Origin of the sequence: Xanthomonas sp. DAR 80977 (assembly GCF_041240605.1) — a bacterium.
GTDB lineage: Bacteria > Pseudomonadota > Gammaproteobacteria > Xanthomonadales > Xanthomonadaceae > Xanthomonas_A > Xanthomonas_A bundabergensis.
The window spans coordinates 4,237,418-4,260,020 of sequence record NZ_CP162487.1 but is presented as its reverse complement, the minus strand read 5'-3'; the positions used below and the strand labels follow the sequence as shown (position 1 = coordinate 4,260,020).

Genomic DNA, 22,603 nt, shown 5'->3' with positions numbered 1-22,603 from the left:
CCAGGGCCATTGTATGGACTAACGCCCGTATTCGCGCCCGGGCCGATCGCTGCGGAAGGTCTCGATCGCGCCGCGGTCCTGCAGGGTCACGTAGACGTCGCGCCCGTCCTTGCCGCCGAAGGCCACGTTGGTGGGCTTGCGGCCCTTGGTCGCGATCGTGTGCAGGATCCTGCCGGCGGGATCGATCACCAGCACCTTGCCGGCGTCGTAGCGGGCCAGGTACAGATTGCCGTCGGCATCGCAGCGCATGCCGTCCAGGCCGAAATCCGGGAACGCCAGCAGCAGGCGCTTGTCGGACAGCGTGCCGTCGCCGGCGCGGTCGTAGACCCACAGCTTGCGCTGCACGCTCTCGTTGACGTACAGGCGCTTGCCGTCGGGGCTGACCTCGATGCCGTTGGTGGTGCCCATGCCGGTCTCGATCAGGTGCGCGCTGCGGTCGCGGTCGATGCGCCACAGCTGGCCGCCGTCGCCTTTCCAGTCCGGGTCGCTGGCGTACAGGGTGCCGTCCGGTGCCATCGCGATGTCGTTGGGCTGGAACGCGCCGGGCAACGTGGCATAGACCTCGATGCGCTTGCTGTCCGGCGCGATGCGCAGGATCCGGTGCCGGGCGTAGTCGGCCACGTACATGCGCCCTGCGCGATCGAAGCGGATGCCGTTGCCGATGCTGCCGGCGGGCAGGTCCACGAACAGCGCCGCCGTCGCGCGGCCATCGGCAGCGACGGCGACCCGGCCGATGCTGCCGTCGTGGCCGAAGTTGACCACGTACAGCGCGCCGTCCGGACCGCTGGCCGGGCCTTCGATGCCGTGGGTGAACACGCCGTCGCCGACCAGGTCGCGGGCGTGGAACGGCGCCGTGTCCGTTGCGGGCGCGGCGTACGCGGCGCAGGCCAGCAGCAACGAGGCGCCGGCGGCGGCGAGCGACGGCAGGCGAAGGAGCATGGCGCGATCCGGTGCGGGCAGGGCCGGGCAGTGTGCCAGACGTGCCGGTGGCGACGGGATAGCGCTCACAACGCCGGGCGCTGGATGCGTTAAGGTTCGGGCGGTCCGTGTCCGGCCGCCAGGGAGATCCGCATGTCGCTGTCCTCGCCGAATCGTCGCCGTGTGCTGCTCGCCGGCCTGTCCGCGGCGGGCGCCGGCCTGCTGGGATCGCCGCTGTTGGCCGCTCCGCGCGGCAAGCCGAAGAAACCGCTGGGGGTGGCGCTGGTCGGATTGGGCGATTACGCCAGCACGCGCCTGGCGCCGGGCCTGGCGCTGACCAGGCACTGCCGGCTGGCCGGCATCGTCACCGGCTCGCCGCACAAGATTCCGCAGTGGCAGGCGCGCTACCGCATTCCCGATCGCAACGTCTACAGCTACGACGAGCTGGAGCGCATCGCCGACAACCCGGACATCGACGTGGTCTACGTGGTCACGCCCACCCATCTGCATGCGCCGCTGACCTTGCGCGCGGCGGCCGCCGGCAAGCACGTGTGGTGCGAGAAGCCGATGGCGATGCATGCCGACGAGGCGCAATCGATGATCGCCGCCTGCGCGCGCAACAAGGTGCGGCTGAGCATCGGCTATCGCATGCAGCACGAGCCGAACACGCGGCGGATCATCGCGCTGGCCGGCGAGCGCCCGTTCGGCGCGATGCGCAGCGTGCGCGCCGAGGCCGGCTACAACGGCTATGGCGACACCGACCCGGCGCAGCGGCCGTGGCGGCTGCGCGCGCAGTTCGGCGGCGGCGCGATGTACGACATGGGCGTGTATCCGCTCAACGCGGCGCGCTACACGGTCGGCGCCGAGCCGCTGGCGGTCAGCGCCACCCGCAGCACCGACCGGCCGGCGCTGTTCGACGAGGTCGACGAGCACATGCAGTTCAAGCTGGAATTCCCGCACGAGGTGCTCGCCGACTGCGCCACCAGCTTCGGCCGCACCATGAACCGGCTGCGCGCCGAGTGCGAGCGCGGCTGGTACGAGCTGGCGCCGTTCCAGAGCTACGACGGCATCCGCGGCAGCGCCAGCGACGGACGCGTGTTCGATGCCAAGGTGCGCCATCAGCAGGCGCTGCAGATGGACGAGGACGCACTGGCGATCCTCGGCGGCACGCCGCTGCGCGCGCCGGGCGAGGAAGGCCTGCGCGACATGCGCGTGATCGATGCGATCCACCGTTCGGCGCGCGAGGGCGGCAAGCGCATCGTGCTGTAGCGGGTGCGGGTGGTTGCTGGCTCGCGGTCGAGCGATGCCCGGCTGCGCGTTTTCTCGCGGCTGTTTCGCTTTTTCGCTTTCTTGCAGGAGCGGCTTCAGCCGCGACCGGGCGTTCCCGGCGAGATCCTGTCGCGGCTGAAGCCGCTCCTACAGGGAGCGTCGTTTGAATCCCCTGCCTTCTGGCGGTCCTCGGCGGCATGCCGCTGCGTGCGCCGGGCGAGGAAGGCCTGCGCGACATGCGCGTGATCGATGCGATCCACCATTCGGCGCGCGAGGGCGGCAAGCGGATCGTGCTGTCGCGGGTTCGGGTGGTTGCGGGCCAAGGGATGGTCAAGGCCAGCGCAGGTTTCTCTTTCTGTGGGAGCGACTTCAGTCGCGACGGGCATTACCGGTAAAGCCCGTCGCGACTGAAGTCGCTCCCACAACACCGCGCCAGCTGGAAGCATCCGAGTTGGAATGCTCTTGGAAGTCTCGGTATGCGCTTGGCATCGAAGCCATATCGCGCCACCGGCGCAGCGCCTCAGCTCGACATCGCCAGCACGGTGATCTCTTCGCGGTCGTGGTACAGCTGCTTGGCGCGGATCTGCAGCGGGCGCTCGGCGCGCTCGGCGAACAGGTCCAGGCACAGCTGGGTCTCGTCCCAGCGCTTCTTCATCGGCAGCTTGAGGTTGAAGATCGCGTGCCGGCACCAGCCTTCGCGGAACCAGGTGCCCATGCGCTCGGCGACGCGGCGCGGCTGCTCGACCATGTCGCAGACCATCCAGTCCAATGCCTGCGGCGGCTTCCAGTGGAAGCCGTCGGCGCGCAGGTGATCGACCAGGCCGCTGTCGAGCACGTGCTGGCGCAGCGGGCCGTTGTCGACGCTGGTCACGTGCAGGTGCTGGCGGGTCAATACCCAGGTCCAGCCGCCGGGCGCGGCGCCCAGGTCGGCGGCGCGCATGCCGGGCTTGAGCAGCGCCTCGCGCTCGTCCGGCGCCAGCAGCGCCAGCAGCGCTTCTTCCAGTTTCAGCGCCGAGCGCGAGGGCGCCTCCGACAGCAGTTTCAGGCGCGGGATGCCCAGCGGCCACGGCGCGCTGTCGTCGCTGTCGGCGACGGCCAGCAAGGCGTGGGTGCCGGCGAGGAAGCACACGTGCAGGCGCGGCAGCTTCGGCTGCGGTTTGTCGCTGAGCAGGCCGGCCTTGCGCAGCGCCGGGCGCAGCGCGTTGCCGAAACTGCGCGCCAGGCCGGACAGCTGCTTGCCTTCGTCCGAGTCGGGGTGTTCGACCCACAGGTCGCCGAAGCGGCTGTGCCCGCTCAGCGCCTGCAGCATCGGGCCGATCCGGTCGGCGGGATCCAGCTCGCGCAGTTCGGCCAGCAGGCGCAGTTTCTGCCGCGCGAAGATCAGCCCGCGCCACGGCATCGCGCGCGGCGGCAGGGCGGTCTCGCAGAGCAGCAGCGCGTAGCCGCTGTTGCGCTCGGTGCGCGCATAGGCCGGCAGTTCGGCGCGCGCGGCGCGGTCGTTCAGCTCGGCCGCCAGTTCGGGCTCGAAGCCTTGCCGGCAGTAGCACAGCAGGCCGTTCAGGGAGGACATGGATGAAGCCTTCGCCGGGCGGCGGTCAGTAGCGGGGGCTGTCGAGCTCGCCGTAGCGGCGCAGCACCGCGCAGGCAGCGTCGCGATGCAGGCCGCGCACCACTTCGATGCCGCGGCGCTCGAGTTCGCCGATCCAGTCCGCCGGCAGCGGGCCTTCGTCGAACGGGGTCAGCGCCATCACGTCCTCGGCGCTGGCGCCGATCAGCAGGCGGTCGATGCCGGCCCAGATGGTGGCGCCATAGCACTGGCAGCACGGCTGCGCCGAGGTCGCCAGGGTCACCGGCGACAGCGCCGCGTTCAGCCGCGGCGTCTGCAGGCGCTGCTGCGCGAGCATGTAGGCCATGTTCTCGGCGTGCGCCAGCGAGGTGGTCTGCGGCACCACCCGGTTCACCCCGACCGAGATGATGCGGTGGTCCGGGCCGAACACCGCCGCGCCGAACGGACCGCCGCTGCCGGCGTCCACGTTCAGCCGCGACAGTTCCACCGCCAGCGCCACCTTGTCGGCGTCGCCGGGATAGACCGCCTGCGGATCGACCGCGTCGTGGATCCAGGCGGGAAGGGTGAGGTGGACTTGCGCGTAGAGCATCAGCGGACGGGTTCGGCAGGCTGGGGGTCGCGCAGTGTATCGGCTTGCACGCCCTTGGCGCTGCATTGCCCGGCCACGCACTGGCAGCCGGCGATCGCGCGCGAGCCGCACACGCTCATGCGGCCGCTGGCCTGGCATTGCGCCATCACCGCCTGCGGGTCGGTGGGGCTGTCGCGGTTGACGCAGGCCGGCATCGCGCCGCAACAGTTGCCGACGTCCTTGACCATGCAATCGGCATCGCTGCGGCAGGTGGTGTCCACCTTCACCGGCAGGCCGGGCGCGGCGGGCCTGGCGCCTTCGCTGCGTGCGCATCCGCTGAACACGAGGGTGCCGACGAACAGGCACAGGCAGCACAGCAACAGCGCGAAACGACTGGACATGGCGACCTTCCGTGCGAGAGACCGCCGCCATCGTAACGCGCATGGCAGCGGTTCCGGCAACCAGGGCATGTCATCAATCAATCCCCGAGCAGCACGCGCCGCTGCTGCGCGTGGATGGGAGTGTGTCCACGCCGGCGCGCTGACCCATCAGCATGCACGCGCAATGGCGGCGCGATCTGCTCGGGAATCGATGACACGCCCTAGCGGTGGCCGACGGCGATCGTATCGGCGGTTTCCTGCTTGACCTGGATCGCGGTGCCGTCGATGGCCTGGTGGATCGCCTGGCGGATGCTGATCCGGCCCTTCACCGCATGGACCTGCAGCGGCGACAGCGACGGGTCGTCGTAGACGATGCCGCAGCCGGTGGCGTGGGCCAGCTGCTGTGCGGTTTCGTCGAAGCGCGCGGCGGGCAGGTCGTAGGCGTGGTCGGGCACGGTGTCGCACTTGCCTTGGACCGTCGCCGCCGCCGGTGCAACTGCCGGCGCAGGCGCCGCCGCGGCGGGCTGGGACGGCGCGGAAGACGGCGCCATGTCGCAACCGGCCAGGAGCGCGACCAGCGCGAGGCTGCTACAGCAGGGACGGAACGCAACGGACATGACGAGGTTCCTGGGACGAGTGGATCGCGGTCCCAGTCTAGGTGCCGTGGCTTAACCCAGGTTGCGGCTGGCCTGCGCTTCCGGTGGCGCATGCAACCAGGCGCACCACAGCACGCCGGCGAGCAGGCAGGCGATCGCCAGCGCTTCCAGCGACGTGGGCCAGCGCGCTTCCCACAGGAAGCCGTAGAGCAGTGCGAACACGGTTTCGAACACGATCATCTGCCCGACCAGGGTCAGCGGCAGCAGCCGGCTGGCGCGGTTCCAGCAGGCGTTGCCGATCACCGAGGCGAACACCGCCAGCACGATCGCGATGCCCCAGAACCGCGCCCAATCCGTCGCCGCGTGCCCGTGCCCGAACGCGAAGGCCGGGATCGCCAGCGCCAGGGCCAAGGCGCCGGTGACCACGCCGGTGAGCAGCGACCAGTCGCGCCCGGAGATGTCGGGCCGCTGCGTGAGCCAGTGCGCGTTCCTGATCGAATACGCCGCCCAGCACGCCAGCGCGCCGACCGCGCAGGCCAGCCCCGCCGCTCGCGTGCCCACGCTGGTCTGCGCATGCGGCGCATCGACCAGGGTCTGCGCCGCCACCAGCAGCACCCCGACCACGCACAGCGCGCACGGCGCGGCCAGCCGGCGCAGCCGCATCGCCCCGGCCGCGCGCGAACCGAGCACCGTCACCACCACCGGTAGCAGGCCGATGATCAGCGCGGTGGCCGCGCCGCCGGCCCATTGCACCGCGCTGCCCAGCAGCACGTAGTAGACGATGTTGCCGAGCAGGCTCAGCCGCAGCAGCGCCCACCATTCCGCGGCGCCGAGCGCGCCGGTGGCGCGGCGCCAGCGTGGCGCGAGCACCAGCGCGGCGACCGTGCCGTAGGCCAGGTAGCGCGACACCGACAGCTGCAGCGGCGAGAACCCGGCGAGCAGTTGCGGCGCCAGGAACACCAGTCCCCACAACGCGCCCGCGGCCATGCCGCTGCCCACTCCTGCCCACAAACGCTTGCGCATGCCGTCTCGTTCCCATCCGGTTCGTACCGCGCCAGCATGGCCTGCGCGCGCCGCCGCGGCTTGTCCCAGGCTACTGTTCCGGCGGCACGGCCGGGCTGCGATGGCGCTGGCGATAGGCGGCGGGCGTGTGCCCGGTCGCGCGGCGCAGCGCGCGGGTCAGCGCGCTCTGGTCGGCATAGCCGCTGTCCAGCGCCAGTTGCGCGATCGGTTGCGCGCCGTGCGCCAGTTGCCGGCGCACCCAGTCCAGCCGCCGGGCCGACAGCCAGTCCTGCGGCGTGCGCCCCAGCGCCTCGCGGAACAGGGCATGCAGGCGGCTCACGCTCAGGTGCGCCGTCTCCGCCATGCGTTGCACCGGCCAGTGCTGGCCGGGTGCGGCTTCGATGCGCCGGCACAGCGTCTGCAGCCGGTTCCAGCCGCGTGGCGCCGTGTCCGCCTGCAGCCAGGCCAGCACGCTGGCGCCAGCCCGGGCGTGGGCCACGTCGAGCTCGGGGTGTGGCGCCTGGGCGGCGAGCAGGTCCTGCAAGGGCGGGGGCAGGTCCAGGAACGGCCGTCGCTGCAGGCGCGCCAGCGCGTCGTCGCCGAAGGCCTCCGCGGCGCAATCGACGATCAGGAAGCGATTGGCGTCCAGCGCGGACTGCGCATGCCGGGCATGCGGTGCGACCACGGCGGCGCGGAATCGGTCCAGATAGCCGCCGCGGCCGTCCACTTCGAGTTCCAGCGTGCCGTGCAGCGGCAGCACGAGCTGCACGTGGCCATGCTGATGGGAGGTGCTGTCGCGGCCGTAGCTGCGAAGGCTCAGGGTGGGGGCGGGCGACATGCCGCTACGCTAACGCGCTGGCGGCGGCGAGGGGAAGCGGTGTTGCGAATCGGGATTCGGGATTTTCGCCAAGATCCGATCGCGCGCTGTCGTCGTCGGAGCGGCTTCAGCCGCGACCGGGGCCTTGCCCGCAAGGCCCCGGTCGCGGCTGAAGCCGCTCCTGCAGAGGAATCGACCGTTTTTCATCGCATCGCGTGTCGGCGTTTCTGCTCCGGACGCCATGCCCAGGCGCCGGGCAGCGTCCGCCATGGAGATGCGTTGGTCGGCGATGCCGCCCGCGGCCGCGACGGACCGCAAGGCGTCAGGCTGCGCCCTGGCCGCTCCAGGTGTCGCGCAGGGTCACGCTGCGGTTGAACACCGGCGTGGCCGCGCTGTGGTCGTAGCGGTCGGCGACGAAATAGCCGCTGCGCTCGAACTGGAACGCCTGCTCCGGCGCGGCCTGCGCGGCGGCCGGCTCGACGTAGCCGCGCACGCTGCGCTTGGACGCCGGGTTCAGATGGTCGCGGTAGGTCTTGCCGTCGGATTCGTCGTCGGGCTTCTCCACCGAGAACAGGCGGTCGTACAGGCGGATCTCGGCCTCTACCGCATGCGCGGCGCTGACCCAGTGGATGGTGCCCTTGACCTTGCGGTTGGCGCCTTCCATGCCGGGGCGCGATTCCGGATCCAGCCAGCCGCGCAGCTCGACGATCTCGCCGGCGTCGTTCTTGACCACCTCGTCGACGCGGGCGATGCCGGCACCGCGCAGGCGCACTTCGCCGCCCGGCACCAGCCGCTTCCAGCCCTTGGGCGGGATTTCGGCGAAATCCTCGCGCTCGATCCACAGCTCGCGCGAGAACGGCACTTCGCGCGTGCCGAAGGACTCGTCCTTGGGATGGTTGGAGAAGTGCAGCGTCTCGCTGTGGCCTTCCGGCAGATTGGTCAGCACCAGCTTGAGCGGCTCGATCACCGCCATGCGCCGCGGCGCGGCCGCATCCAGGTCCTCGCGCAGGCAGCCTTCCAGCACCGAGAAGTCGATCACCGAGTTCTGCTTGCTGATGCCGACCCGGTCCACCAGCAGGCGCAGCGCCGCCGGCGTGTAGCCGCGCCGGCGCAGGCCCTGCAGCGTGTACATGCGCGGGTCGTCCCAGCCGTCGACCAGCTGCTCGGCCACCAGCTGGGTCAGCTTGCGCTTGCTCATCACCGTGTAGTTGATGTTCAGCCGCGAGAACTCGATCTGCCGCGGCTTGGCCGCCTCGCGCGGCAGGCCCTTGTCCAGCAGCGGCTGCAGCAGCTGCGGATGCGCGGCCAGGTCGACCTTGTCCACGCACCAGTCGTACAGCGGGCGGTGGTCCTCGAACTCCAGCGTGCACAGCGAGTGGGTGATGCCCTCGATCGCATCGCCCAGCGAGTGCGCGAAGTCGTACATCGGGTAGATCGGCCAGGCGTTGCCGGTGTTCTGGTGCTCGACGTGCTTGATCCGGTACAGCGCCGGGTCGCGCAGGTTGATGTTGCCGCTGGCCATGTCGATCTTCGCGCGCAGGGTGCGCGCGCCGTCCGGGAACTCGCCGGCGCGCATGCGCCGGAACAGGTCCAGGTTCTCTTCGACGCTGCGCTCGCGGTAGGGCGAGTTGCGGCCCGGCTCGGTGAGCGTGCCGCGGTATTCGCGCACCTGCTCGGCGGACAGGTCGCAGACGAAGGCGTGGCCGTCGGCGATCAGCTTCTCCGCGGCCAGGTAGTACACCTCGAAGTAGTCCGAGGCGTGGCGCAGCTCGGCCCAGTCGAAGCCCAGCCAGCGCACGTCGTCCTGGATCGCGGCGACGAACTCGGGGTCTTCCTTGGCCGGGTTGGTGTCGTCGAAGCGCAGGTTGCAGCGCCCGGCGAACTCGGCGGCGATGCCGAAATCCAGGCAGATCGCCTTGGCGTGGCCGATGTGCAGGTAGCCGTTGGGCTCGGGCGGGAAACGGGTGCGCACGGCCGCGTGCTTGCCGCTGGCCAGGTCCTCGCGGACGATCTGGCGGATGAAGTCTTTCTTCTCGGCCGGGGCGGTGGCGTCGGTGGCGGGGGTGTCGGACATGCGCGCTTCAGCAGAAAGTAAAGCGCAAGTTTAGCCGAGCTGGCCGCCAACCGCCCCGGCGCGTACGCTTCGGGGCGGTCCGTCCATGCGCGAGATTCCGTCATGCCGCTTCCCCGCCTGGTCATCGGCGACAAGAACCTGTCCTCGTGGTCGCTGCGGCCGTGGCTGCTGCTGCGCCACTTCGAGGTGCCGTTCGAGGAGGTGCCGCTGCCGCTGGACACGCCCGAGTTCGCCGCGCGCATCGGCGCCTATTCGCCGACCGGGCGGGTGCCGGTGCTGTGGGACGGCGCGCTGCAGGTCTGGGATTCGCTGGCGATCTGCGACTATGCCAACGAGCGCTGGCTGGACGGCCGCGGCTGGCCGGCCGCGCCGGCGGTGCGCGCGCAGGCGCGGGCGGCGGCCTGCGAGATGCACGCCGGGTTCGCCGCCTTGCGCCGGCAGCTGCCGATGCAGGCCTGTCGCCGGCCCGACGGCGCGCATTGGGATGCCGAGGCGTGGGCCGACATCGCGCGCATCGTGCAGCTGTGGGCGACGCTGCGCGAGACCCACGGCGCCGGCGGCGCGTTCCTGTGCGGCGGCTTCGGCATCGTCGATGCCACGTTCGCGCCGGTGGCGGTGCGCTTCGCCGGCTACGGGGTGCAGGTGCCGGCGCACGCGGCGGACTACATGGCCGCGCTGGAGGCCTTGCCGGCGATGCGCGAATGGCGCGCCGGCGCCGCCGCCGAAGTCGCGCTTGCCGAAGTCGCGGCGCGCGGCTGAGGGCGGGCCATGCAGATCGCCTACCGCGCCCAGCACCTGATCGACGCGCACCTGGCCAAGCACGCGCTGGAGGATGCCGGCATCACCGCGTTCGTATTCGGCGAGGCGCTGCTCGGCGGCGCCGGCGAACTGCCGTTCGGGGTGGTGCAGGTGTGCGTGGCCGACGAACTGCTGGAGAAGGCGCAGGAAGTGCTGATGGCGCTGGGCCTGGGCGGGCACGTGACGCGGGCGATGTAATTGGGGCCGGGATTGGGGATTGGGGATTTGGGATTCGTAAGGAGCCGCTGCCCGCTTTTGCGAATCCCCAATCCCGAATCCCCAATCCCGGCACTCAATCGGCCCGCCAGCCCGGCGGTGCGGCTTCCGGATCGGCCAGCGCGCGCAGGCGCTTGAACAGCACCGTGGTCTCGGCCACGTTCCAGACCCGCAGCGCGACTTCGAAGGTGTCCAGCGGCTTGGTCAGGAAATCCTTGGCGCCCAGGCCGAGCGCGCGGTGGCGCGCGCTGCGGCTGGGGTCGGCGGTGAGCACGATCACCGGCAGGAAGCTGGACGGGCCGGCCAGCCGCGACAGCTGCTCCAGGATCGCGTAGCCGTCCAGTTCCGGCATCAGCAGGTCGAGCAGGATCAGGTCCGGGGCGAACGCCGAGACCAGGCCCAGCACCCGTTGCGGATCGGTGGTCGCCACCACCTGCCGGAAGCCTTCGCGCTGCAGCAGGTCCTCGAGCAGGCGGACGTTGGCCGGTTCGTCGTCGACGATCAGGATGCGCGAGGCGAGGACATCGTTGCGGGTCATGCGAGGTGCCGGTCCAGAACGGTGAAGAATTCGGCCACGTCCAGCGGCTTGGTCAGGTAGGCGCGGACGTTGTCGGCCTGCACCCGCGCCAGCGTGGCGGGCGTCGCGTCGGCGCTGACCACCACCACCGGGATCGCCGCGGTGTGCGGCTGCTCGCGCAGTTGCCGCAGCAGGTCCTCGCCGTTGCCGTCGCTCAGGTGCAGGTCGAGCAGGATCAGGTCGGGCCGCGCCTGTTGCAACTGCGCGCGTGCCTGCGCCAGCGTCGCCGCCTCGTGCAGGCGCCAGTGCGGGCGGCGCTCGGCCAGGGTGCGGATCAGCGCCTGGTTGGACGGATTGTCCTCCACGCTGAGCACGCTGCGCTGGCCCTCGCCCGCGGCGGCGCTGGTGATGGCCGGGTCCGGCGCCGGTGCCGTGCAGGGGCGGTCCAACGGCAGCGCGATCCAGAACCGCGAGCCCTCCGGGCTGCTCTCCACCACGATGCGCCCGCCCATCGCCTCGGCCAGGCGCTTGCTCAACGCCAGGCCCAGGCCGGTACCCTCGATCGCCGAGCGCTCCGCGCCAAGCCGCTCGAACGGGGTGAACAGGCGCTGCACCTGCTCGGCCGACAGGCCATGGCCCTGGTCGTGCACGGCGATGCACAGGAACTCGCCCTGCTGCTCGGCGCTGACCCATACCGCGCCGCCGGGGCGGTTGAACTTGATCGCGTTCGACAGCAGGTTGATCAGCACCTGGCGCAGCCGCTGCGGGTCGGCGCGCACGGTCCAGGCCGGCGGCAGTTGCTGCAGCGGCTGCAGGACGATGCCGCGCGCGGTCGCCTCCGGCGCGACCAGGCCCAGCGCTTCCTCGATCGCCGCGCGCACCGGCACCGGCTGCGGGCTCAGGTCGAGCTGGTCGGCCTCGATGCGGGCGATGTCCAGCAGTTCGGTGATCAGCCCGAGCAGGTGCCGCCCGGCGCCGAGGATGTGCTGCAGCTGGCCGCGCTGCGCCGCGCCGGGCAGGTCCATCTCCAGCACCTGCGCATAGCCGAGGATGGCGTTGAGCGGGGTGCGCAGCTCGTGGCTGCTGCGCGACAGAAACTCGGTCTTGGCGCGGTTGGCGGCTTCGGCTTCGCGCCGCGCCGACTGCGCCTCGGCGGCGCGCGCGGCGAGCAGGGTGCTGGCCTGGTCCAGGCGCTGCGCCACCTGGCCCAGTTCGTCGCCGGCGCGCAGCTGCGGCGCCAGCGGCAGGCCTTCGCCGAGCCGGTCGGCATTGGCCGACAGCGCGCGCAGCCGCCGCGACAGCGACGAGGCGAACCAGGCCACCGCGAACACCGCGCCGAGCCCGCCCAGCATCGCCGCGCACAGGGTGATCAGCAGGTTGCGCTGGCGCAGCGCCTGCGCCTTGGCGGTGCGCACCTGCAGCTGCGCGGTCTCGTAGTTGCGCAGCTCGCGCAGCTCCGCGCGCAGGATGTCGAGCTTGACCTTGCCCTCGCTGAGCTGGCGGATCTCCTCCTCGCGGCTCAGGTCCGGCGCCAGCAGCCGGCGCCAGCCCTGCATCTTCTCCGCGAACAGCGGCTGGATGCGGGCGAAGCGCTGCGCCTGCTGCGGATCGGTGATGCGTTGCGCCAGCCGCTGCACCACGGTCTGCAGGCGCGGTTCGGCGTCGCGGTAGGGGGTCAGGAACGCGTCCTGCCGCACCAGCCGGTAGCCGCGCACGCCGGCCGCGGTCTCGGCCAGCAACGCGTGCGCTTCGTACAGGTCGCTGAGCACCTCCAGGGTCCGGCGCACGTCGTTCTCGGCCGCGATGTTCTGCCGCTCCACGCTGTAGATCGCCACCAGCGCCGCCAGCAGCAGCAACAGCGGCAGCGCGACCACCGCCAGGCTCTTGCGGGTCAGCGGCCAGTCGTTCCAGCGCAGCGCCGCGCTCACAGCGCCATCCCCGCCTGCACCGCATACACCGCGGCCTGGGTGCGGTCGGCGACCTGCAGCTTCTGCAGGATGCGCTCCACGTGGACCTTGGCGGTGCCGGCGGAAATGCCCAGTTCCGCGCCCAGCGCGGCGTTGGTCAGGCCGCGCGGCAGCAGCGCCAGCACCTGCCGTTCGCGCGTGCTGAGCGCGCCCAGGCGGTCCGGCTGCGCCGGCTTCCTGCGCCGCGGCGCGCGCGCCGGTTCGGCCACCGCCGGCGCGAGCAGCGCGGCGATGGTCGCGATCGCCTGCACGTCGCCCGGCGCCGGCGCCATGCGCGTATTCCAGCCCAGGCACAGCGTGCCCAGCGTGGCGCCCAGCGCGGCAATCGGCACGCACAGCTCGGCCGCCTCGCCCGCGCGCGCGGCCAGGCGCCAGGACAGCGCCGGGCCGTCGGCAACGACGCTGGCGCCAGGCGGCAACGCATCGCCATGGCTGGCCAGGACCAGGCTGCGGGTGCCGCGCAGGGCCAGCACCGCGGCGTGCGGCGCATCCACCAGTTCCCGCGCCACACGCAGCGCATCGGCTCCGGCCTGCTCGGCGCCGCTGGCGCGGGTCACCGCGTCGGCGGCGTCGGCCACGGCCTGCCAGCGCGCGCTGTCGGCCGCTTCGCGGCGCAGCGCCTGGCGCCATTCGCCTGCATTGAGAGGGGTTTGCACGGCGCTCTCCACTATGCCGATCGGCATATTCGAGGATATGCCGCCCAGCGGATTTTGCGCAAGCCGCCGCTGCCAATACTGGCTTCGCCGAGACGGCATTCCACCATCCAAGCGGAGATCACCATGCGTCGCATCCTGTTCACCCTGGCACTGAGCCTGAGCACCTCCACCGCGCTGGCGGCACCGGCGATGAGCTACAGCGGCCAACCGTCGCTGCCGGCCGCCGGCGAGGAGCGCGAGATCGCCGGCCTGTTCGACCGCTGGAACGCGGCGCTGGCCACCGGCAACGCCGAGCGCGTCGCCGACCTGTATGCGCGCGACGGCGTGCTGCTGCCCACCGTGTCCAACCAGGTCCGCGCCAGCCGCGCCGAGATCAAGGACTACTTCGACCACTTCCTGGCGGCCAAGCCGCGCGGCGTCATCAACTACCGCCAGGTGCGGCTGCTCGACGACGACAGCGCGGTCGATGCCGGCGTCTACACCTTCACCCTGACCAATCCGGACGGCAGCACCCGCAAGGTGCAGGCGCGCTACACCTTCGTCTACGAGAAGCGCGACGGCCGCTGGCTGATCATCAACCACCACAGCTCGGCGATGCCGGAAACCACGGGCGGCGGCAGCAAGGTCGCGGCGCATTGATCCTGCGGGTGCGCGGCGCGGGCCGCTGGCGGTCCAGCGCCCGCGCCCCGAGGTGGCGACGCGCCCGCTGCATGGTGCCGCGCGCACCTTGAAAGCCGCGTCCGGAAGCGCCATCCACGAGGCATCCCTTTCGATGCCAGGAGTCCGCGCCATGTTGGGAATCGGTGCCTTCAAGCAGCGCCTGCCGCGCCCGGGCGAAAGCCTGCCCGGCCGCGAGCAGCCGCTGCCGCTGCACAACCGCCACTTCGTCAACGGCCACCCGCTGCGCGACGCGTTCGCCGGCCTGCAGCAGGTGCAGTTCGGGCTGGGCTGCTTCTGGGGCGCCGAGCGCAAGTTCTGGTCGCTGCCGGGGGTGTTCAGCACCGCGGTCGGCTACGCCGGCGGGGAGACGCCCAACGCTACCTACCGCGAAGTGTGCTCCGGCCAGACCGGCCACACCGAGGCGGTGCTGGTGGTGTACGACCCGAACGCGCTGAGCTTCGAGCAGGTGCTGCAGACGTTCTGGGAAAGCCACGATCCGACCCAGGGCATGCGCCAGGGCAACGACACCGGCACCCAGTACCGCTCGGCGATCTACTGCAGCACGCAGGCCCAGTACGACGCGGCGATCGCCAGCCGCGACGCCTACCAGCAGCGCCTGCGCGCGGCCGGCTATGGCGAGATCACCACCGAGATCCGCTTCCCGGCGCCGCCGTTCTACTACGCCGAGGACGAGCACCAGCAGTACCTGGCCAAGAACCCGGGCGGCTACTGCGGACTGGGCGGCACCGGGGTCAGCTGCCCGCTGGGGCTGGAGGCCTGAGCCGGCACGTCGCCGGCCCCGCTGTCGCGCGCGCTGGTCGTGATCGGCGCGCGCGGCCTCACACGAACTCGGCGGCGAACATCTGCCGCATCTGCGCGATCTGTTCCTCGCGCTCGGGATGCAACGCGCGCACGCATTCCACCGCGAAGCTGACCGGGCTGGTGCCGGGCGCGGTGATCAGCCCGCCGGCGCTGACCGCTTTCTGCTCGCGGTATTGCGCGCTGCCGGCATAGACGCCCACATGCTCGCGCAGGAACGCTTCGGAATTGCTGGTGTGCGGCCGCGTGTCGAGCAGCCCGGCGTAGGCCAGCGCCAGGGTGGCGCCGCAGATCGCCGCGACCGCGCGGCCGGCGTCGATGCGTTGCCGCAGCAGCGCGCTGAGCCCGGGAATCTCGCCGGCCTGCCAGCGGTCGCTGCCCGGCAGCAGCCACAGCTCCGCCTGCAGCGGCGCCAGGTCCGACAACGCGTAGTGCGGGTGCAGGCTCAGTCCGCCGATCGAGGTCACCGGCTTGCCGTCGATGCTGGCGATGCGGATCTCGTCGCCGAACCAGGCCCGCGCCGCCGGCAGGATGGTGCCGATCTCCCAGTCCGCCACGCCGTCGACCATCACTACCGCGATCGTTGCCATCTGCCGCACCTGTGCTGTGGAGCGCGCAGCATAGCCGGCGAAAAGTTGCGGCGGCGCCAACGCCGGGCGGCGCACGCATCGGCGATGCGCGCGGCAAGCATGCGTGCCGGCGGTGTCCGCGTTCGTTGCCGGATGCAGGCGGCATCCGGCGAACCATGGGTTGCTACGTCGACGTCAGCGGATTGGAACGAACACCGCGACGGCAGCGGCGCAGCAGACCTGCCTTGCCCATTTCACACTCCCGGCTCCCCATTCCCCCAAAAAAGAGCGGCGTTGCCGCCGCTCGTAGGTCGTGCCGTTGCAGGCCGCGCTCAGGCAGCGAGCTTCTGCCGGATCGTGTCGCGCAGCGCCTGCAGGTCCTTGGCGAAGGTATCGATGCCGCTGGCCAGCTTCTCGGTCGCCATCGGATCGGCGGCCAGGTCGGCGGCGAACTGCCGGGCATCGATCGGGCTGATCTGCGCGCCGTCGGCCTGGCCGGGCGAGAGCTTGCGCGGCAGCTCGCCATGGTCGGCGTCGAGCTTTTCCAGCAGCTCCGGCGAGATGGTCAGGCGGTCGCAGCCGGCCAGCGCCTCGATCTGCGCGGTGGAGCGGAACGAGGCGCCCATCACCACCGTCTGCGAGCCGCGGCGCTTGAACTCGGCGTACACGCCGCGCACGAACTGCACGCCGGGATCGGCGTCGATGTCGGCCGGGGTCTGCCCGTTGGCCACGTACCAGTCCAGGATGCGGCCGACGAACGGCGAGATCAGGAACACGCCGGCCTCGGCGCAGGCCAGCGCCTGGGTGCGGTTGAAGATCAGCGTCAGGTTGCAGTCGATGCCGTCCTTCTGCAGCTGGCGCGCGGCCTCGATGCCTTCCCAGGTCGCGGCGACCTTGATCAGGATCTTGTCCTTGGACACGCCGCGCTCGGCGTACATGGCGATGAACTTGTGCGCCTTGGCGATGGTGGCGGCGGTGTCGTGGGCCAGGTCGGCGTCCACCTCGGTGGACACGCGCCCGGGCACCAGCGCGCTGAGCTTGCTGCCCACGCCGATGGTCAGGCGGTCGGCGATCTCGTCGACCAGGGCGGTGCGGTCGCCGTCCTGGCTGCGCGCCCAGGCCAGGGCCTCGTCGATCAGGTCGGCGTAGACCGGCAGGTCCAGGGCTTTCTTCACCAGGGTCGGATTGGTGGTGCAATCGACCGGCTTGAGCCGCTTGATCGCATCGTAGTCGCCGGTATCGGCCACCACCACGGACAACTCGCGCAGTTGGGCCAGCTTGGAAGGAGCGGAAGACGTCATCGATAGGTCTCGGAACGGATGGAATGGAGGATAAGCCCGCGCACGTTAACCCGCCGCAGGCGCGAAGTCGCTGGCCGCCTGCACCGCGATCACGCGCAGGCGCAGCGCGCGGCCGCCGGGGCCCTGCCAGTCGATCGACTGGCCCACGGCCAGGCCGAGCAGGGCGCTGCCGACCGGCGCCAGCACCGAGATGCGGCCTTGCGCGGCATCGGCCTCGTGCGGATAGACCAGGGTCAGCTGGTGGCGGTCGCCGTGCAGTTCGTCCTCGCACTCCACGCGCGTGTGCATGGTGACGATGTCGGCGGGAATCTGCTCGGGCGCCAGCACGGTGGCGCGGCCGAGTTCTGCGCCCAGCGCGAGCGCGGCCGGGTGCTGGTGCATGGCGGGGGACTCGAGCAAGGCCTCCAGGCGGGCCAGGTCGTGGCTGGAAACGATCAGCGAAGGGGGCAGGCCGCTTTGCGGTTGCGAGGACATGACAGACTCCTTGGGTCAAGAAAAAGGCGGCGCTGCGACGCGCCGCCCGGATGGCGCTGGCTGCTGCGTGGCACCGGCCGCAGGGCCGGTGGCCGCGCTCAGACAGCGGTAGCTTGCGGCTGCGCAGGCAGCAGTTGCTCCAGCACCGCCAGCAGCAGCGGGCCGTCGAACAAGGCGGTATAGCTGACGCTGACCTTGCTGCCGCCGCGCAGCTGGAACTGCAGGCGCGAGGTCCACGCCGACACGTCCATGGCCACGATGTCGTCGATGCGGACCTCGTTGCCGGCGAAGGCGATGCGTTCGCGGCTCAGCTGCACCGTCTCGAGCGGGCCGCGGGTGAAGCCCTTCATGTTGACCGCGAATTCGCGGCGGATCGCGCCGGCGGTGGTGACCATGCGGAAGCTCAGCGTCTGCCCGGCATCGAGCTTGGCCAGCAGCACCGGCACGCGCGCCTGCAGGTAGCCGTGCATGAAACGGTCGAGGAACTTGTAGTAGCCGCCGATGTTGCCGTTGGCCGCCTGCCACTGTTCCTGGCCTTCGCGCCGCCAGCCGAGGTTGACCGAGAGGCCGGCACGGTAGAACTGGCAGGTCTCGACGATGTCGCGGTAGAGATAGGTGCCGTCGCTGCGCTCGGGGAACTGGCGCACGCCCAGTTCGCCCTGTTCCCAGCCGCCGCGGCGGATCGCCCAGCCCAGCACGGTGGTCAGCACGCCGACCAGCGCCAGGCCGAGCATGATCCATTGCAGCGTCTGCGCCGCTTCCGGCGCGACCTTGTCGCGCACCACGAACAGCAGCACGCCACAGGCCAGCAAGGCCAGGCCGAACAGCATGACCAGGATCGACAGCGTCGCATTGTTGCGATGGCGGCCGAGCACGGTTCCAATAGACGTCATCCGCATTCCTTAACCCAGACAAGGGCGGGATTGTCGCACCGTCGGCTGTAAACCGGGCGTTAGCGTCGCCCGGGCGCGGTGCGTCGACCGTGCTGCGGCGCGCTCAGACCGCCGCCACGCGCGGGACCGCGGCGGCGATCGGCGCGGGTTTGGCCGACAGCAGCGCCTCGGGCAGCGCCTTGAACAGTTGCGCCAACTGTTCGAGGAAATCGCTCATCGCCGAACTGCGGCGCCACAGCATCGCGATGCGCCGGCTCGGGCCGGAGGCATCGTCGAACCGCAGCAGGTGGATATTGGAGGAACTGGCCACCGGCGGCTGCACCGCCAACAACGGCAACAGGGTCACGCCCACGTTGGCGGCCACCATCTGCCGCAACGTCTCCAGGCTGGTGGCCTGGAATTCGGCCTTCTCCAGCGCGCCGGACAGGTGGCAGACGTCCAGCGCCTGTTCGCGCAGACAGTGCCCGTCCTCGAGCAGCAGCAAGCGCTGCTGGTGCAGTTCGCTCATGTTCAACGAATCGCGCTGGGCCAGCGGATGGTTTTCCGGCACCGCCAGCACGAACGGTTCCTCGAACAGGAATTCGCTGTGCAGCTGGTCGTCGTGCAGCGGCAGCGCGAGCAGCGCCGCATCCAGCCGGCCTTCGCGCAGGCGGCTCAGCAACACGTCGCTCTTTTCCTCGATCAGCAGCAGTTCCAGTTGCGGGAAGCGGGCGCGGATGCCCGGGATCACGTGCGGCAGCAGATACGGGCCCAGCGTCGGGAAGATGCCCAGGCGCACCGTGCCCGCTTCCGGATCCTGGCTGCGCCGCGCCGCCTCCTTCATCTGCTCGATCTCGGCGACGATGCCGCGCGCGCGGCTTGCGGCCTCGCGCCCGGCCGGGGTCAGCATGACCTTGCGCGGCGCGCGCTCGACCAGCGGCACGCCCAGTTCGTCCTCCAGCTTCTTGATCTGCGTGGACAGCGTCGGCTGGCTGACGAAACAGGCCGCCGCGGCGCGCCCGAAATGCTTGTGATCGGCCAGCGCCACCAGGTATTTCAGATCACGCAGGTTCATCGGCAAGTTCCTTGGCGGTGCGGGCAGTGCTGGGAACAGCATAGACCCCGCGCCGGGTCGCGGCGCGGGGCAGGCAGGTCAGGCCGCTTCGGCGACCGCGCTGCCGACCGGCGCGCTGCTGCGGATCAGGTGGTCGAACGCGCTCAGCGCCGCCTTGGAGCCTTCGCCCATGGCAATGATGATCTGCTTGTACGGCACCGTGGTGGCATCGCCGGCGGCGAACACGCCGGGCAGCGAGGTCTGGCCGCGGTCGTCGACCACGATCTCGCCGCGCGGCGACAGCGCCACCGTGCCCTGCAGCCACTCGGTGTTGGGCAGCAGGCCGATCTGCACGAAGATGCCCTCCAGCGCCAGGCGGTGGACGTCGCCGCCGACGCGGTCCTTGTAGACCAGGCCGGTGACCTTCTGCCCGTCGCCGGTGACCTCGGTGCTCTGCGCGTTGACGATGATGTCCACGTTGCCCAGGCTGCGCAGCTTGCGCTGCAGGACTTCGTCGGCGCGCAGCTTGCCGTCGAACTCGACCAGGGTGACGTGGCTGACGATGCCGGCCAGGTCGATCGCCGCTTCCACGCCGGAGTTGCCGCCGCCGATCACCGCCACGCGCTTGCCCTTGAACAGCGGGCCGTCGCAGTGCGGGCAATAGGCCACGCCCTTGTTGCGGTACTGGTCTTCGCCGGGCACGTTCATCTGCCGCCAGCGCGCGCCGGTGGACAGGATCACGCTGCGGCTCTTCAGCGTTGCGCCGTTGGCCAGCTTGATCTCGACCAGGCCGTCGGCGCCGGCCGGGACCAGCTGCTCGGCGCGCTGCAGGTTCATGATGTCCACGTCGTACTGGCGCACGTGCTGCTCCAGCGCCGCGGCCATCTTCGGGCCCTCGGTCTCCTGCACCGACACGAAGTTCTCGATCGCCATGGTGTCCAGCACCTGGCCGCCGAAGCGCTCGGCCGCCACGCCGGTGCGGATGCCCTTGCGCGCCGCATAGATCGCCGCCGCCGCGCCGGCCGGGCCGCCGCCGATCACCAGCACGTCGAACGGCGCCTTGGCCGCGATGTTGGCCGCATCGCGCTTGGCCGCGCCGGTGTCGAGCTTGGCCACGATCTGCTCCAGGCTCATGCGGCCCTGGTCGAACACTTCGCCGTTGAGGTACACGGTCGGCACCGACATGATCTGCCGCGCCTCCACCTCGTCCTGGAACAGCGCGCCGTCGATCGCCACGTGCTTGATGTTCGGGTTCAGCACCGCGGCCAGGTTCAGCGCCTGCACCACGTCCGGGCAGTTCTGGCAGGACAGCGAGAAATAGGTTTCGAACACATATTCGCCGGGCAGGTTGCGCACCTGCTCGATGACCTCGGCGGTGGCCTTGGACGGATGCCCGCCGACCTGCAGCAGCGCCAGCACCAGCGAGGTGAACTCGTGGCCCAGCGGCAGCCCGGCGAAGCGCAGGTGGATGTCGTGGCCGGGGCTGGTCAGCGCGAACGACGGGGTGCGCTCGCCGCTGTCGCGGTGCACGTCCAGGCTGATCTGGTCGGACAGCAGCACCAGGTCTTCGAGCAGCTCGAGCATCTCGCGCGACTTGGCGCCGTCGTCCACCGAAGCGGTGATGTGGATGGGCCGAACGACCCGCTCCAGGTAGGCCTTCAACTGGGTTTTCAGATCGGCATCCAACATGGCGGACTCCTGACGATGGGCAAAGCGAGGGGGAGGCGTTGCTGCCGCAGGGGCAGACCGCCGGAGGGAATTGGGAGGAGGGGTGAACCGCAGCCGGCGCTGCCGGAGGCTGGCTGGCGTGAGGCGGGCTGAGCGACCGCGACGCGGGCTGCGGTTCACCCCCACCCCCGCCGGTGCGGCGGAGATGGGAGTGCGGGCGCGGCTTAGATCTTGCCGACCAGGTCCAGCGACGGCTTCAGGGTCTTTTCGCCTTCCTTCCACTTGGCCGGGCACACTTCGCCCGGATGCGAGGCGACGAACTGCGCGGCCTTGAGCTTGCGCAGGGTCTCGGTGACGTCGCGGGCGATCGCGTTGTCGTGGATCTCGAGGGTCTTGATCACGCCTTCCGGGTTGATCACGAAGGTGCCGCGCAGGGCCAGGCCTTCCTCGTCGATGTGCACGCCGAACGCGCGGGTCAGCTGGTGGGTCGGATCGCCGACCAGCGGGAACTGCGCCTTGCCGACGGCCGGCGAGGTCTCGTGCCACACCTTGTGCGAGAAATGGGTGTCGGTGGTGACGATGTAGACCTCGGCGCCGATCTTCTGGAACTCGGCGTAGTTGTCGGCGGCGTCTTCCACTTCGGTGGGGCAGTTGAAGGTGAAGGCGGCCGGCATGAAGATCAGCACCGACCACTTGCCCTTCAGGTCCGCGTCGGTGACCTCGATGAATTCGCCGCTCTTGTAAGCGTTGGCCTTGAACGGCGGGACCTGGGTGTTGATCAAAGACATGGAGTTTCCTCGTGGTTGCGAAGGGGATCGGGGGATGGAACGAGGCTCATCATAGGAGGGGTCGATAGATATCTCAAATCGATTGATGGAATTGAATAGATAGGTATCGCCTATCGCTATTCAAGCCTGGCTCTTTGGTGCACTGCGGTGTTCGCACGCAGTCGCACGGTTCTACCACGTTGGCTTTTCCGGACCGCTGCGGCATCGTGACGCCGATGAACGCCTCCACCCCCGAGTCCCTGCTGCGCGCGGCCTGCGCGCAGATCGAGCGCGCCGACGCCGAAGCCTTGCTGATCCATGCCCTGCAGCGCGACCGCGCCTGGCTGTTCGCGCACGCCCGCGATCCGCTGCCGGTGCCGGACACGCAGCGCTTCGGCGAACTGCTGGCGCGGCGCGCGCAGGGCGAGCCGGTGGCCTACCTGACCGGGCGCCGCGGTTTCTGGACCCTGGACCTGGCGGTCGGCCCGGCCACGCTGATCCCGCGCGCGGACACCGAGCGGCTGGTCGAGCTGGCGCTGGAACGGGTGGACGCGGCACCGGGCCGGCGCATCGCCGACCTGGGCACCGGCAGCGGCGCGATCGCGCTGGCGCTGGCCAGCGAGCGGCCGCAGGCTCAGGTGCTGGCCACCGACCTGAGCGAAGCGGCGCTGGCGGTGGCGCAGGCCAACGCGCGCACGCATCGCCTGGACAACGTCGCCTTCGCCCACGGCGCCTGGCTGGCGCCGCTGGCCGGGCAGCGCTTCGACCTGGTCGCCAGCAACCCGCCCTACATCGCCGCCGGCGACCCGCACCTGGCGCAGGGCGACCTGCGCTACGAACCGGCCAGCGCCTTGGCCTCCGGCGCCGACGGCCTGGACGACATCCGCCGGATCGTCGCCGCCGCGCCGGCGCACCTGCTGCCGGGCGGCTGGCTGCTGCTCGAGCACGGCTGGGACCAGGGCGAAGCGGTGCGCGCGCTGCTGGCGGCGGCGGGCTTCGCCGCGGTGGCGACCCACCAGGACCTGGAAGCGCGCGACCGGGTCACGCTGGGGCGCTGGCCGGCCGCCTGAAGCG

At 70.9% G+C, this 22,603-nt stretch carries 24 protein-coding genes and 1 pseudogene; 7 read left to right on the top strand and 18 right to left on the bottom strand.

Annotated elements, in window-relative coordinates; translation table 11 throughout:
• Nucleotides 1-18 precede the first annotated feature (18 nt).
• The gene (locus AB3X10_RS18140) at nucleotides 19-939 is read right to left on the bottom strand and encodes an SMP-30/gluconolactonase/LRE family protein (RefSeq protein ID WP_369976823.1); all 921 of its coding nucleotides are present in this window, start codon (nucleotides 937-939) and stop codon (nucleotides 19-21) included.
• Nucleotides 940-1,071: 132 nt separating this feature from the next.
• Here AB3X10_RS18140 and AB3X10_RS18135 point away from each other — a divergent pair, with 132 nt between their 5' ends.
• Together AB3X10_RS18135 and AB3X10_RS23250 are read left to right on the top strand one after the other, a co-directional pair.
• Nucleotides 1,072-2,187, top strand: coding sequence for a Gfo/Idh/MocA family protein (locus AB3X10_RS18135; protein ID WP_369976822.1), 1,116 nt, complete (start codon nucleotides 1,072-1,074; stop codon nucleotides 2,185-2,187).
• 179 nt (nucleotides 2,188-2,366) lie between these two features.
• A pseudogene (locus AB3X10_RS23250) lies at nucleotides 2,367-2,483 on the top strand (gfo/Idh/MocA family oxidoreductase); the annotation flags it as partial.
• Nucleotides 2,484-2,707: 224 nt separating this feature from the next.
• On the opposite strand, the gene rlmM reads toward AB3X10_RS23250, so the two are convergent.
• The 7 genes from rlmM to AB3X10_RS18095 form a co-directional block, all read right to left on the bottom strand.
• A complete protein-coding gene (gene rlmM / locus AB3X10_RS18125) occupies nucleotides 2,708-3,748 on the bottom strand; it encodes a 23S rRNA (cytidine(2498)-2'-O)-methyltransferase RlmM (RefSeq protein ID WP_369981885.1) in 1,041 nt (346 codons plus the stop codon).
• Nucleotides 3,749-3,782: 34 nt separating this feature from the next.
• Nucleotides 3,783-4,343, bottom strand: a complete 561-nt coding sequence (locus AB3X10_RS18120; RefSeq protein ID WP_369976821.1) for a nucleoside deaminase — start codon at nucleotides 4,341-4,343, stop codon at nucleotides 3,783-3,785.
• Nucleotides 4,343-4,723: a hypothetical protein gene (locus AB3X10_RS18115; protein ID WP_369976820.1), complete on the bottom strand. Its 381-nt coding sequence runs from the start codon at nucleotides 4,721-4,723 to the stop codon at nucleotides 4,343-4,345. Before AB3X10_RS18115 ends, AB3X10_RS18120 begins: the two co-directional genes overlap by 1 nt.
• Nucleotides 4,724-4,923: 200 nt before the next feature.
• Entirely contained in the window at nucleotides 4,924-5,253 is a 330-nt protein-coding gene (locus AB3X10_RS18110; protein WP_369976819.1) for an STN domain-containing protein, read from the bottom strand.
• Nucleotides 5,254-5,370: 117 nt separating this feature from the next.
• Nucleotides 5,371-6,321: a DMT family transporter gene (locus AB3X10_RS18105; RefSeq protein WP_369976818.1), complete on the bottom strand. Its 951-nt coding sequence runs from the start codon at nucleotides 6,319-6,321 to the stop codon at nucleotides 5,371-5,373.
• A 70-nt stretch (nucleotides 6,322-6,391) separates the two neighbouring features.
• Entirely contained in the window at nucleotides 6,392-7,138 is a 747-nt protein-coding gene (locus AB3X10_RS18100) for a helix-turn-helix transcriptional regulator (protein ID WP_369976817.1), read from the bottom strand.
• Nucleotides 7,139-7,439: 301 nt separating this feature from the next.
• The gene (locus AB3X10_RS18095) at nucleotides 7,440-9,191 is read right to left on the bottom strand and encodes a glutamine--tRNA ligase/YqeY domain fusion protein (protein WP_369976816.1); all 1,752 of its coding nucleotides are present in this window, start codon (nucleotides 9,189-9,191) and stop codon (nucleotides 7,440-7,442) included.
• Between the two features lie 102 nt (nucleotides 9,192-9,293).
• Between AB3X10_RS18095 and AB3X10_RS18090 the strand changes: the two genes are divergently transcribed.
• Both AB3X10_RS18090 and AB3X10_RS18085 read left to right on the top strand, forming a co-directional pair.
• Nucleotides 9,294-9,950 (top strand): glutathione S-transferase family protein, encoded by a 657-nt coding sequence (locus AB3X10_RS18090; protein WP_369976815.1) that lies wholly within the window; start codon nucleotides 9,294-9,296, stop codon nucleotides 9,948-9,950.
• 9 nt (nucleotides 9,951-9,959) lie between these two features.
• On the top strand, nucleotides 9,960-10,187 hold the full coding sequence (locus tag AB3X10_RS18085) for a DUF2007 domain-containing protein (protein ID WP_369976814.1): 228 nt from the start codon (nucleotides 9,960-9,962) through the stop codon (nucleotides 10,185-10,187).
• 94 nt (nucleotides 10,188-10,281) lie between these two features.
• Here AB3X10_RS18085 and AB3X10_RS18080 read toward each other — a convergent pair whose 3' ends face one another.
• The 3 genes from AB3X10_RS18080 to AB3X10_RS18070 are packed head-to-tail and all read right to left on the bottom strand — an operon-like array spanning nucleotide 10,282 to nucleotide 13,345.
• Complete coding sequence (locus AB3X10_RS18080; RefSeq protein ID WP_369976813.1) at nucleotides 10,282-10,743, bottom strand: response regulator; 462 nt, start codon at nucleotides 10,741-10,743, stop codon at nucleotides 10,282-10,284.
• The gene (locus AB3X10_RS18075; protein ID WP_369976812.1) at nucleotides 10,740-12,650 is read right to left on the bottom strand and encodes an ATP-binding protein; all 1,911 of its coding nucleotides are present in this window, start codon (nucleotides 12,648-12,650) and stop codon (nucleotides 10,740-10,742) included. The genes AB3X10_RS18080 and AB3X10_RS18075 overlap by 4 nt, the downstream gene beginning before the upstream one ends.
• The gene (locus AB3X10_RS18070) at nucleotides 12,647-13,345 is read right to left on the bottom strand and encodes a helix-turn-helix transcriptional regulator (RefSeq protein WP_369976811.1); all 699 of its coding nucleotides are present in this window, start codon (nucleotides 13,343-13,345) and stop codon (nucleotides 12,647-12,649) included. The genes AB3X10_RS18075 and AB3X10_RS18070 overlap by 4 nt, the downstream gene beginning before the upstream one ends.
• A 123-nt stretch (nucleotides 13,346-13,468) precedes the next feature.
• On the opposite strand from AB3X10_RS18070, the gene AB3X10_RS18065 reads away from it, so the two are divergent.
• Both AB3X10_RS18065 and msrA read left to right on the top strand, forming a co-directional pair.
• The gene (locus AB3X10_RS18065) at nucleotides 13,469-13,984 is read left to right on the top strand and encodes an SgcJ/EcaC family oxidoreductase (protein WP_369976810.1); all 516 of its coding nucleotides are present in this window, start codon (nucleotides 13,469-13,471) and stop codon (nucleotides 13,982-13,984) included.
• Between the two features lie 151 nt (nucleotides 13,985-14,135).
• A complete protein-coding gene (msrA, locus tag AB3X10_RS18060) occupies nucleotides 14,136-14,786 on the top strand; it encodes a peptide-methionine (S)-S-oxide reductase MsrA (RefSeq protein WP_369976809.1) in 651 nt (216 codons plus the stop codon).
• A gap of 58 nt (nucleotides 14,787-14,844) precedes the next feature.
• On the opposite strand, the gene AB3X10_RS18055 is transcribed toward msrA, so the two are convergent.
• The 7 genes from AB3X10_RS18055 to ahpC all read right to left on the bottom strand — a co-directional run bounded on the left by AB3X10_RS18055 (nucleotide 14,845) and on the right by ahpC (nucleotide 21,550).
• Nucleotides 14,845-15,414 carry a type 1 glutamine amidotransferase family protein gene (locus tag AB3X10_RS18055; RefSeq protein WP_369976808.1) on the bottom strand — a complete coding sequence of 190 codons (570 nt, stop codon included), beginning with the start codon at nucleotides 15,412-15,414 and terminating at the stop codon, nucleotides 14,845-14,847.
• A 311-nt stretch (nucleotides 15,415-15,725) separates the two neighbouring features.
• The gene (gene tal, locus AB3X10_RS18050; protein WP_369976807.1) at nucleotides 15,726-16,694 is read right to left on the bottom strand and encodes a transaldolase; all 969 of its coding nucleotides are present in this window, start codon (nucleotides 16,692-16,694) and stop codon (nucleotides 15,726-15,728) included.
• Between the two features lie 45 nt (nucleotides 16,695-16,739).
• Nucleotides 16,740-17,168: a nucleoside diphosphate kinase regulator gene (gene rnk / locus AB3X10_RS18045; protein ID WP_369976805.1), complete on the bottom strand. Its 429-nt coding sequence runs from the start codon at nucleotides 17,166-17,168 to the stop codon at nucleotides 16,740-16,742.
• A 98-nt stretch (nucleotides 17,169-17,266) separates the two neighbouring features.
• Nucleotides 17,267-18,061 (bottom strand): hypothetical protein, encoded by a 795-nt coding sequence (locus tag AB3X10_RS18040; protein ID WP_369976803.1) that lies wholly within the window; start codon nucleotides 18,059-18,061, stop codon nucleotides 17,267-17,269.
• Nucleotides 18,062-18,164: 103 nt separating this feature from the next.
• Complete coding sequence (locus AB3X10_RS18035) at nucleotides 18,165-19,115, bottom strand: LysR substrate-binding domain-containing protein (RefSeq protein ID WP_369976801.1); 951 nt, start codon at nucleotides 19,113-19,115, stop codon at nucleotides 18,165-18,167.
• A 78-nt stretch (nucleotides 19,116-19,193) separates the two neighbouring features.
• Nucleotides 19,194-20,783: an alkyl hydroperoxide reductase subunit F gene (ahpF, locus tag AB3X10_RS18030; protein WP_369976799.1), complete on the bottom strand. Its 1,590-nt coding sequence runs from the start codon at nucleotides 20,781-20,783 to the stop codon at nucleotides 19,194-19,196.
• A 203-nt stretch (nucleotides 20,784-20,986) separates the two neighbouring features.
• Complete coding sequence (gene ahpC, locus AB3X10_RS18025) at nucleotides 20,987-21,550, bottom strand: alkyl hydroperoxide reductase subunit C (protein WP_053836221.1); 564 nt, start codon at nucleotides 21,548-21,550, stop codon at nucleotides 20,987-20,989.
• 215 nt (nucleotides 21,551-21,765) lie between these two features.
• On the opposite strand from ahpC, the gene prmC reads away from it, so the two are divergent.
• The gene (gene prmC, locus AB3X10_RS18020) at nucleotides 21,766-22,599 is read left to right on the top strand and encodes a peptide chain release factor N(5)-glutamine methyltransferase (protein ID WP_369976796.1); all 834 of its coding nucleotides are present in this window, start codon (nucleotides 21,766-21,768) and stop codon (nucleotides 22,597-22,599) included.
• The last annotated feature ends 4 nt before the right edge of the window (nucleotides 22,600-22,603 follow it).

Bases quoted from the DNA above. Each gene is read 5' to 3' on its own strand.
- AB3X10_RS18140 (WP_369976823.1), bottom strand. From the start codon at position 939: ATGCTCCTTCGCCTGCCGTCGCTCGCCGCCGCCGGCGCCTCGTTGCTG.
- AB3X10_RS18135 (WP_369976822.1), top strand. From the start codon at position 1,072: ATGTCGCTGTCCTCGCCGAATCGTCGCCGTGTGCTGCTCGCCGGCCTG.
- AB3X10_RS18120 (WP_369976821.1), bottom strand. From the start codon at position 4,343: ATGCTCTACGCGCAAGTCCACCTCACCCTTCCCGCCTGGATCCACGAC.
- AB3X10_RS18115 (WP_369976820.1), bottom strand. From the start codon at position 4,723: ATGTCCAGTCGTTTCGCGCTGTTGCTGTGCTGCCTGTGCCTGTTCGTC.
- AB3X10_RS18110 (WP_369976819.1), bottom strand. From the start codon at position 5,253: ATGGCGCCGTCTTCCGCGCCGTCCCAGCCCGCCGCGGCGGCGCCTGCG.
- AB3X10_RS18105 (WP_369976818.1), bottom strand. From the start codon at position 6,321: ATGCGCAAGCGTTTGTGGGCAGGAGTGGGCAGCGGCATGGCCGCGGGC.
- AB3X10_RS18100 (WP_369976817.1), bottom strand. From the start codon at position 7,138: ATGTCGCCCGCCCCCACCCTGAGCCTTCGCAGCTACGGCCGCGACAGC.
- AB3X10_RS18095 (WP_369976816.1), bottom strand. From the start codon at position 9,191: ATGTCCGACACCCCCGCCACCGACGCCACCGCCCCGGCCGAGAAGAAA.
- AB3X10_RS18090 (WP_369976815.1), top strand. From the start codon at position 9,294: ATGCCGCTTCCCCGCCTGGTCATCGGCGACAAGAACCTGTCCTCGTGG.
- AB3X10_RS18085 (WP_369976814.1), top strand. From the start codon at position 9,960: ATGCAGATCGCCTACCGCGCCCAGCACCTGATCGACGCGCACCTGGCC.
- AB3X10_RS18080 (WP_369976813.1), bottom strand. From the start codon at position 10,743: ATGACCCGCAACGATGTCCTCGCCTCGCGCATCCTGATCGTCGACGAC.
- AB3X10_RS18065 (WP_369976810.1), top strand. From the start codon at position 13,469: ATGCGTCGCATCCTGTTCACCCTGGCACTGAGCCTGAGCACCTCCACC.
- msrA (WP_369976809.1), top strand. From the start codon at position 14,136: ATGTTGGGAATCGGTGCCTTCAAGCAGCGCCTGCCGCGCCCGGGCGAA.
- AB3X10_RS18055 (WP_369976808.1), bottom strand. From the start codon at position 15,414: ATGGCAACGATCGCGGTAGTGATGGTCGACGGCGTGGCGGACTGGGAG.
- tal (WP_369976807.1), bottom strand. From the start codon at position 16,694: ATGACGTCTTCCGCTCCTTCCAAGCTGGCCCAACTGCGCGAGTTGTCC.
- rnk (WP_369976805.1), bottom strand. From the start codon at position 17,168: ATGTCCTCGCAACCGCAAAGCGGCCTGCCCCCTTCGCTGATCGTTTCC.
- AB3X10_RS18040 (WP_369976803.1), bottom strand. From the start codon at position 18,061: ATGACGTCTATTGGAACCGTGCTCGGCCGCCATCGCAACAATGCGACG.
- AB3X10_RS18035 (WP_369976801.1), bottom strand. From the start codon at position 19,115: ATGAACCTGCGTGATCTGAAATACCTGGTGGCGCTGGCCGATCACAAG.
- ahpF (WP_369976799.1), bottom strand. From the start codon at position 20,783: ATGTTGGATGCCGATCTGAAAACCCAGTTGAAGGCCTACCTGGAGCGG.
- ahpC (WP_053836221.1), bottom strand. From the start codon at position 21,550: ATGTCTTTGATCAACACCCAGGTCCCGCCGTTCAAGGCCAACGCTTAC.
- prmC (WP_369976796.1), top strand. From the start codon at position 21,766: ATGAACGCCTCCACCCCCGAGTCCCTGCTGCGCGCGGCCTGCGCGCAG.